The organism is Desulfosporosinus sp. I2 (assembly GCF_000960765.1).
Lineage (GTDB): Bacteria > Bacillota > Desulfitobacteriia > Desulfitobacteriales > Desulfitobacteriaceae > Desulfosporosinus.
The window spans coordinates 1-8756 of record NZ_JYNH01000179.1 but is presented as its reverse complement, the minus strand read 5'-3'; the positions used below and the strand labels follow the sequence as shown (position 1 = coordinate 8756).

General features: G+C 43.1%; 7 protein-coding genes and 1 pseudogene. 7 read left to right on the top strand and 1 reads right to left on the bottom strand.

Annotated features, from left to right (window positions below; all coding sequences use genetic code 11):
- The 3 genes from UF75_RS23275 to UF75_RS29450 form a co-directional block, all read left to right on the top strand.
- The coding region (locus UF75_RS23275; RefSeq protein ID WP_045576908.1) for a UDP binding domain-containing protein at positions 1 to 490 on the top strand (490 nt) is incomplete at its 5' end.
- Positions 487 to 1425 (top strand): NAD-dependent epimerase/dehydratase family protein, encoded by a 939-nt coding sequence (locus UF75_RS23270; RefSeq protein ID WP_045576907.1) that lies wholly within the window; start codon positions 487 to 489, stop codon positions 1423 to 1425. The genes UF75_RS23275 and UF75_RS23270, both read left to right, overlap by 4 nt.
- A 110-nt stretch (positions 1426 to 1535) precedes the next feature.
- Positions 1536 to 1946, top strand: a complete 411-nt coding sequence (locus UF75_RS29450) for a hypothetical protein (protein ID WP_052693561.1) — start codon at positions 1536 to 1538, stop codon at positions 1944 to 1946.
- A 166-nt stretch (positions 1947 to 2112) separates the two neighbouring features.
- On the opposite strand, the pseudogene UF75_RS27695 reads toward UF75_RS29450, so the two are convergent.
- Positions 2113 to 2559, bottom strand: a pseudogene (locus UF75_RS27695) (UTP--glucose-1-phosphate uridylyltransferase); the annotation flags it as partial.
- A gap of 196 nt (positions 2560 to 2755) precedes the next feature.
- Between UF75_RS27695 and UF75_RS23255 the strand changes: the two are divergent.
- The 4 genes from UF75_RS23255 to UF75_RS23240 form a co-directional block, all read left to right on the top strand.
- On the top strand, positions 2756 to 4051 hold the full coding sequence (locus UF75_RS23255; RefSeq protein WP_045576906.1) for a helix-turn-helix domain-containing protein: 1296 nt from the start codon (positions 2756 to 2758) through the stop codon (positions 4049 to 4051).
- A gap of 327 nt (positions 4052 to 4378) precedes the next feature.
- Positions 4379 to 5827 (top strand): FAD-binding oxidoreductase, encoded by a 1449-nt coding sequence (locus UF75_RS23250; protein ID WP_045576905.1) that lies wholly within the window; start codon positions 4379 to 4381, stop codon positions 5825 to 5827.
- Between the two features lie 19 nt (positions 5828 to 5846).
- A complete protein-coding gene (locus UF75_RS23245) occupies positions 5847 to 7178 on the top strand; it encodes a (Fe-S)-binding protein (protein ID WP_045576904.1) in 1332 nt (443 codons plus the stop codon).
- Positions 7179 to 7191: 13 nt separating this feature from the next.
- Positions 7192 to 8756, top strand: a 1565-nt coding sequence (locus UF75_RS23240) for an FAD-binding oxidoreductase (RefSeq protein WP_045576903.1), incomplete at its 3' end; no start/stop codon positions are given.

Genomic DNA, 8756 nt, shown 5'->3' with positions numbered 1-8756 from the left:
TCTTAGTTCTCTCAAGCACTCAGCGTCAAGGAAAAAAGTAGAAACGAAACTACTTGATGCTGTCAGGGAAGTAAATGCCGCTCAAATTGAGCTGTACTTGAATAAACTGAAGACAGAACTTCCGGATCTAACGGAAAAACAGATTACAGTTTGGGGAGTGACCTTTAAACCCGGTACGGACGATTTACGTTCATCTCCAGCAATTACTCTTATCAACAAGCTTATTGAAAAGGGCTGTCGAGTTCACACACACGATCCCATGGTACAGCTTGAGTTACCATGTGTTCATTCCCATACTGATCAATATGAATCGGTTACGGATTCAGATGCTTTAATTATCTCAACTGAATGGCCTCAATTTTTAGAAAGTGATTGGTCAGAAGTAAAATTGAGAATGAAGGGATCTATTGTCCTTGATGCTCGAAACTGTATTGATGAAAAACTTGTCAGAAGACAAGGATTAGTTTACTTGGGGGTTGGAAAACAATGAAAGTATTAGTGACTGGAGCCGCTGGCTTTATCGGTTCACACCTTTGTGAACGATTACTCCAATTCGACGAGACTGAGGTGATTGGGATTGATGGATTTATTAATCCTTCGCTTAAGCAAACAAAAGAAAGGAATCTAACTTGGCTGCTTGCCCATCCTCGTTTTCGATTTCATCAAGTTGATCTTCGTGAAGCTAACTTAGAGTCAATTCTCGACGGAGTTCAAGTAGTCTACCATTTAGCGGCAATGCCTGGTGTTCGCACAAGTTGGGGAACTGATTTTCAAGCATATGTGGACCATAATATCTCAGCCACTCAAATTTTATTAGAAGCTGTACGGAATTTTCCGCTTAAAAAATTTATCTATATTTCAACGTCTTCAGTTTATGGGGAGAAAGTAGGAAAAGTAGCAGAAGATTCTATTCCAACTCCACTTTCTCCTTATGGCGTAAGTAAGTTGACTGCTGAATATCTATGTAAGGTATATCAACTAAGTTACGGGATTCCCATTGTTATTTTAAGATATTTTACCCTGTTTGGTCCAAGACAACGATCAGATATGGCTTTTCATCGATTTATTAATGCTATTTTGCATCGCAAACCCCTTAGTATTTATGGAGATGGAAAGCAAACCCGTGATTTTACCTTTATCAGGGATTGTGTGGAAGGAACTGTTACAGCTCTTCATGCAGATGGAGTGATCGGGGAAACCATCAATATTGGTGGAAAGGAACGAGCTTCCATCTTAGAAGTCATAGCGATACTTGAAAATTTACTCAACGAAAGGGCCAATCTGAAATTTATGGAACAGCTTCATGGAGATCCGAAGGATACTTGGGCAGATATATCGAAAGCGCAAACATTATTAAACTATTATCCATTAAGCTCTTTGAAATCGGGATTAGAAGAACAGATCAATGACATTCTCTGCAATTAGTACCAATTTATAAAAGCGGTCATATAATACACAAAGAATCTTCTACCTACACATTCTATAGGGTAGAACTGTAGTTTGGCCGAAAATTTATTGAAGAAAGGTAAGAGATTATGTACAAAGAAGAATTACTCAGACAACTTTATGAAGTAATTACAAATGGAGACGATATTGAAAAAGTCAAAGTAGAGTTTAAAAATGGAGAACAAATTAAAATCGATTTTTCTGGGGATGACGTCGACGAAGAGGACGAAGAAGAAGAAGACGGCGACGACGAAGAGGATGACGACGACGAAGAGGACGACGACGACGAAGAGGACGACGACGAAGAGGACGACGACGACGAAGAGGACGACGACGACGAAGAGGACGACGACGAAGAGGACGACGACGACGAAGAGGACGACGACGACGAAGAGGACGACGAAGTAGAAGCTGAGGCTGTAGCTGAAGCTGAGGCCAAAAACGAGAACAATGGTACTAGTCATAACACGGGTCAGAAGGTTAATGTAATTAATAGATAATCATATTGGACTTCGGTAATCACGGGAGACGCGGTATTTGACAGAAGTTGCAAGTCGGAAGAGCAGAGATCAGCGCGAGGATGACTCAAATAGTTGAGGCATCCTCTAGTCATATGTTCTGAAGGTGCTGGTTCAACGGCCTTAACATCGCTCTCTATTGACAAGGTTACTTTAGTAGTGAACTTACCTGTATGAGTTCACGTAGATAGTTCATTAAATCGTCAGATAAATCATCATGTCTTAAGCCGTATTCAATTGTAGCTTGAATGAAACCTAATTTGTCTCCTACATCATATCTGTGTCCTTCAAAATCATAGGCAATAATTTTAATGTACTTTGTTAAGTTCACGCAAACCGTCAGTCAGTTGTATTTCTCCGTCCTTACCAGGCTGAAGGCTTTCTAAAATTCCAAAAATCTCTGGATTTAAAATATAACGTCCCATAATTGCTAAACGTGTCGCGGGGGCATCTTCTGGACATCATCCCCGAGCAACACTGCGAAAGGCTCATCTCCTATAAACTTGCATGCGCAAAAGATAGCATGACCTAATCCTAGAGCTTCCTGTTGACGAACATAAAAAATGTTCGCCATCCGCGAAATATCTTGAACCATGCAAGATTAATTCACAGATTTTGGTATAGTACAGTGCGCACTGATTATTGAGCTAATTCAGTGTGTTATAATAAAGTGTAAATATCAGTGCCTAAGCAGTAATGAAAAGTTAAATACGCTATGCATTCTTATAAAAATAATCTTTTGTGAGTTTTTTCAGTATTTATATTTTAAAAGGTTAGGGTGGAATAAGCAGATGTTTATGAGAAAGATATTTGAGGACAGTGACTTGGAAGCGGATAGGCTTTACGACGAGTTTTTGGAGATAATCATTAATGGTGGTGGTTATCAAGGGATTACCGACTACTTAGCCCAGAAACTACAAGCGAACATCCTTATCGAAAATGAGTATTTCCTAGTACTTGCACGTTCTTATTATGACACCCCTACCTTTTCAAACACAGATAGAAGGACTGGCATAAAATATTGGAAACCACAACATGTGGACCCTAGGATAGTGGAGTATGTCCGTTTGTTACAGAGTACCCATCAACCTGTCACATTACCTGAGTTGCCGGAGTATGGAATCACCTCTCCGAGAATGGTATTTCCTATCATTATAAAAGGTGAAATTACGAAATATCTGAATATATTCAAAGAAAACTTGAACAGGGAACAAATGAGAATTGTCCGAGTTGTACTGCACAATTTAGTGGTGTTGGAACTCTGCCGCCAGGCACAAGTAGACATAGAAGATAGATATCTGAAAAACTTAATCTTCGGCCTTATATTTGATGATAAAGATGAGGCCAATAATTTCTATGAGAAAGAAAATCTCCCAGGTTTTGATCTCTCAAGAGAGGCGGTTTTGAGTGTCATCCAAATCAACGCCGCACTGGGAAAGCGACAAATTGAAGGGGTTTTGCGCAGCATCATCTGCGACCTTTCTATGAATGCCAGTGCAGTCGCCATAAGCGAAGAACAAGCAGTATTGTTACTTCAATCGTCTGACGGTAGCCTATTGGATACCACTGTGATTACAGAATACCTGCTGGCACTATTTGAAGCGCTAAAAATGACTTATACGAATTGCAAGATAAAAATAGGCGTAGGCCGTCAATGTTATAATGCCCGAGATTATAAGGTTGCCTTAGATGAAGCCTTTAAGGCACTCTCGTTTACGGATCGCAAATTAGGAAGTGAAGAAGGGGTGATTTACTATCACTCCCTGAAATTAATGGAATGTCTGATGCACCCGGGTAACGAACAAACGTTATCGGTTTTCGTTCGGAGCATTATTGGAAAACTCTACGCATACGGGGTGAAAAATAATATCAATCTTATTGATACTCTGGAGTGTTATTTAAATCATAATTGTTGTATCCAAAGCGCAGCGAGAGAGTTGTTTATTCATCCTAACTCCCTAAGATATCGTTTGGAAAAGGCAGAGAAAATCTCTGCGCTTGATTTGACTGACAATGATACAAGACTGGAGCTCCAGTTAGCCATTAAGCTTTATAGGTATCAAGGAGACTTCCTTTGGAAGAACTAACTCTTATAGGCTTTCGTCACTGAAGTCTCGATGTTCAACTTTAGTTAAACGTGTTTACATCGTCATGATACTGGTCTACGAAAATCTTGTTGTACCTATATTGACTCAGGAGCATACTCTCCGATCGTGTAAAGTCCGACCGCCAGAAAACTGGCAGTCGGACTTTTCTTGTATACAGTTAACAATAGCGAGGCCAGTTTACTAGAATGTTTGTAATAAAACGTCAATAGATGTTACGGATGACTAAACGTATAATTTGAGATAAGAAAAGGGATCCGTTGGACAATTGTGGAGGTATCTTTATATTTGAAAGGAGGAACACAATTCATGCTGGATGAGTTAGCAAAGATTGTTGGGAAGGAAAACGTGAGCAATTCAAGAGAAGACCTTCTTCGTTATTCGAGTGATTTAAGTCTCCTTCCTTCAGCATCGCCCAATGCTGTGGTATGGCCAGGAAGCACAGAAGAGGTGGCAAAAGTCGTTACGTATTGTAACGAAAAGAATATCCCTGTTGTTCCCGTCAGTTCTAGAGTACATGTACATGGAAGTACGATACCTAAACAAGGTGGCGTTGTCCTTGATCTTTTGAGGATGAACAAACTATTCGAAATAGATCTTTCTAACCGCCTCGTCAGGTTTGAAGCGGGTGTAACCTGGAAACAGCTGACAGAGGCTTTGAAGGAAAAGGGTATGCGTCCTATTATGCCGCTTCTACCTCGCCCAGATCGGTCAGTATTGACCGATGCCCTCGAAAGAGAAGTACCGACGAGTATCGTCTATGATTATGGCGAGCCAACTCAGTCGCTGGAAATTGTCTGGGCCAACGGTTCAATATTTAGATCGGGGTCAGCCAGTGTTAACGGTTTCCCAGAATCAAATTCACGAGGAGCGAACCCTTCAGGACCTGGCCTTGACTTCTATCGATTTATGCAGGGTGCCCAAGGTACTATGGGTATTGTCACCTGGATGAGCATGAAAATTGAATCCATACCCAAAATCGATAAGATATTCTTTGCTCCGATTGATGATCTCTCCAATGCTATCGATTTTCTCTATAGGATCCTGCCCAGAAGAATTGGCCAAGAATGCCTTCTTCTTAATAATGTCGATCTGGCAGGTATTGTAGCCGATAAGGTTGAGGATTTTGACACACTTTGCGCTAAGCTTCCGCCCTGGACACTTGTTCTGACCATCGGCGGACTTTTAAGAAGACCTCAAGAGAAGATAGCCTACGAAGAGAAGTTTTTAACAGACGTTTTAAGAAACGAATTTCCCAAAATGCTTCTTTCTGATAAACTTCCCGGTTTTCCAGGGATAGGCAAAAAGCTTCTTCCTATGCTTAGGACACCTTGGCCAACAGATGTAAAGTATTGGAAAAATCGTCTTAGAGGTGGATGTCAGGATATCTTCTTCATCACAAAACCCGAAAAGGCACCCGATTTTATCAAGATCGTCGAAACCGTTGCTGCCAAACACGGTTATCCTCTTGCTGATATCGGTAAATATATTCAGCCTATCGAGCATAATCGTGCTTGCCATGTCGAGTTTAACTTTTTCTATGATCCGGAAAATGAACAGGAAAAGACCATGATTGCCAAGTTGAACCGTGAAGCTTCACTGGCCTTGATGGATGCAGGGGCTTTCTTCTCGAGACCGTATGGTGAGCTGGCTCCAATCGTATTTGATCGTGCTGGTAACTATACAATGGCCTTGAAGCGTGTGAAGAAAGTGTTTGATCCTAACAATATTATGAACCCTGGAAACCTTTGTTTCTAATAAGAAAGGAGGAGGCAATATGTCAGTCATTGATCTTATGAAGAAAGACCGCTATGAAACGCCCAAAACGCCAGTTGCTTTTGAAGTCACGAACCTCAACAATTTTGTCTATGATATGCAGCATTGTATTAAATGCAAAGGCTGTTATTGGGTTGAGCATACGTACAATCCTGGTGTGAAATTCAATACGAGATGTCCTAGTAACCTGTGGAATGACTTCGATGCTTACGGAGCCATGGGTAAGATGAGAATTGGCTTAGCTATCGAAAGTGGAAAGCTGGAATGGACAGATAAACTCCTGGAAATCATCTATGCTGACCCACTTTGTGGTGCCTGTGATGTAGCCTGTAAACGTAATCTGGACCTTGAAATAGGGCTGACACTGGAGGCCTTGAGAATCAAGGCTGTCGATGACGGCGCTGGTCCTATGCCTGCCCATAAAAAAATCGCCCAAAATGTTGCTACTACGCAAAACCAATACGGTACCTCTGAAAGCCGAGTTAAGTGGCTTACCAAGGACATCCAAGTTGCTGAAAAGGCAGAAGTTATCTATTATGTTGGCTGTTCCTCAGCCTATGCCAATCCTGGTATTGCACAAGCCACAGCGAAGATCTTCAACGCTGCTGGGGTTAGTTTCATGCTTATGAAAGACGAAAAATGTTGTGGTAACACGCTCTACTCTGGAGGTATGGTTAAAGAAGCCAAGGCAATCGCCCTGGAAAACATTGCTGCAGTGAAGGCGTCAGGTGCTAAAACACTGGTGACAAGCTGTGCTGAATGTTATCGTACCTGGAAAGTCGATTATCCGAAATTGCTGGACATTGCTACTGCAGACCTTGGCTTTGAAGTTATCCATCTCATAGAATTTGCGGATCAGGCGGTAGCCGACGGAAAACTAAAATTGACAAAACCAGTTGACCTGCGCTTCACATACCACGATGCCTGCGGTGTGAGCAGACTCTGTGATCCCTGGACGCCCTATAAAGGGGAACGTGGTTGGATGGGTATGATCTTCCCAGGACTTCGGAGAAGACGCGGTAGACATGGTCTATATGGGCAGGCCCGAAATGTGTTGAAGGCCATCCCCGGCGCGGAGTTCGTTGAATTGATTAGGATTCGCGAGAATGCCTTCTGCTGCGGAGCTGGTCGGGGAACGAAAGAGGCTTTCCCTGAACTCGCCAAGTTCTCAGCAAACCATCGGCTGGATGAGGTTAAAGCGGTGGGCGCTGAAGTTATCGTATCTGCCTGTCCGCGCTGTAATAGCAACTTTGCCCAGGTTGCCAAAGAGGACGGCGATAATGTCAAAGTCATGGATATTTCCGAACTTATTCTGGCGTCAATTGAAGTATAAGGAGGTGTAAATAATGAGTCTTAAAATAGAAGCTTATAGCGCCCTAGAATCAGCGGTGGGAGCCAAGTATATATCCGAAGACCCAGCTATCTGCGAGGGATACCGTTCTGGACCTGGGGGCTATGAAAATGGTCTCGGCTACGAGCGCGTTATGACAACAATTCCTCATGCTGTTGTTTTGCCGAGGACTACCGAAGAAGTGCAGAAGATAGTCAAGATCTGCAATCGCTATGATGTTCCTTATGTGCCGTACTCAACCGGTTTCTACGGTCCTCGTTCTCATTGCCATGTGGATAATGAATTAATTATTGATATGAAACGGATGAATGATTTTGAAATCGATGAAAAACACTTCTCTGTTAATGTAGGCTCTGGCGTCATCTTATCTTCTATTCAGCAAGAGGCCTTAAACAAAGGTGCCTATACTATCATTGGCGGCGGTGGCGGGCAATGCTCGGCTATTGCTAACCTAATCGGTGACGGATGGTCACCGCTGAGTCACAGGATCGGTCTTCCTCACAGGCGTATTCTCGGCACAGAACTTGTTCTCCCGGATGGTGAAATTGTCAAGCTGGGTTCTCTCGCCGATGGAAGTGATGATCCCTTCTGGGGTGAAGGTCCAGGTCCTGACCTGAGAGGTCTATTAAGGGGTTTTACAGGATTGCGCGGTTGCCTGGGTATTGTTACCAAAATGGCTATCAAGACTCTGCCCTTCCAACCTGAACCGTTGGTACCTACTGGCATCGCTCCTAACACAGCCCTGGATCTACCGGTCAAGCGGGTAAAATGGATAAATTACCGTATGCCCGGCAAAAAAGAGCAGGTTAAGGCTATGTTCGACATCGGCCAAGCTGAAATCGCTGCTGCTTTAACCAAGGTTCCCCTATTCTGGCGCGCCATCTCCAAGGCGGAGGACAAGGAAGAGTTCTGGGACATCTGGTTAAAAGAAGATGAGGAAACTCTCAAGAACTTTCACATCGTCCGAGTGCTTCTTGTCGGCTTTACCTCAGAAGAGGATATGGTCTATCAGGAAAATGTTCTCAATGATATCATGACAGAACTAGGTGGGATTGAGATGCGCACCAAGCCCACTGACGAGTCTTGGATTAAAAATGCAGACTCAGCCGGTATGTGGCTGATGTGTGGTTCTTATGTCTCGGTTGACTATATTATCGAGTCTCTTACCCAAGCTACTATTCATGGCGAGACTTATGCAGAACTCAAGAAGAAATACACACCGCCACTTATGCCAGACTTTGGTGATCCGGGCTGGTTCCAAAGCTTTGAAATGGGGCACCAGGGATACTCCGAGTTCCTTATCTACTGGGATCAACGTGAAGACGCCAACGGTGTCGATCAATTCTACGTAGATACATCAAAAATGAATATCAAGAACCGCTACTACACATCCCTGCTTGGACCTCACCAGCCACTTTATTTGACAGGGCCACAATACGGGCCGAATTATCATGAGTGGCTTCTGGCGATCAAGAACGAATTTGATCCCAAGTGGGTTAGCCATCCGCCAGTCCCCTTTGCTCATGACGATTTTGTGAATCGGGCGCCGTGGATGCAGTC

Coding starts and splice junctions, on each gene's coding strand:
- UF75_RS29450 (WP_052693561.1), top strand. CDS start 1,536: ATGTACAAAGAAGAATTACTCAGACAACTTTATGAAGTAATTACAAAT.
- UF75_RS23255 (WP_045576906.1), top strand. CDS start 2,756: ATGTTTATGAGAAAGATATTTGAGGACAGTGACTTGGAAGCGGATAGG.
- UF75_RS23245 (WP_045576904.1), top strand. CDS start 5,847: ATGTCAGTCATTGATCTTATGAAGAAAGACCGCTATGAAACGCCCAAA.
- UF75_RS23250 (WP_045576905.1), top strand. CDS start 4,379: ATGCTGGATGAGTTAGCAAAGATTGTTGGGAAGGAAAACGTGAGCAAT.
- UF75_RS23270 (WP_045576907.1), top strand. CDS start 487: ATGAAAGTATTAGTGACTGGAGCCGCTGGCTTTATCGGTTCACACCTT.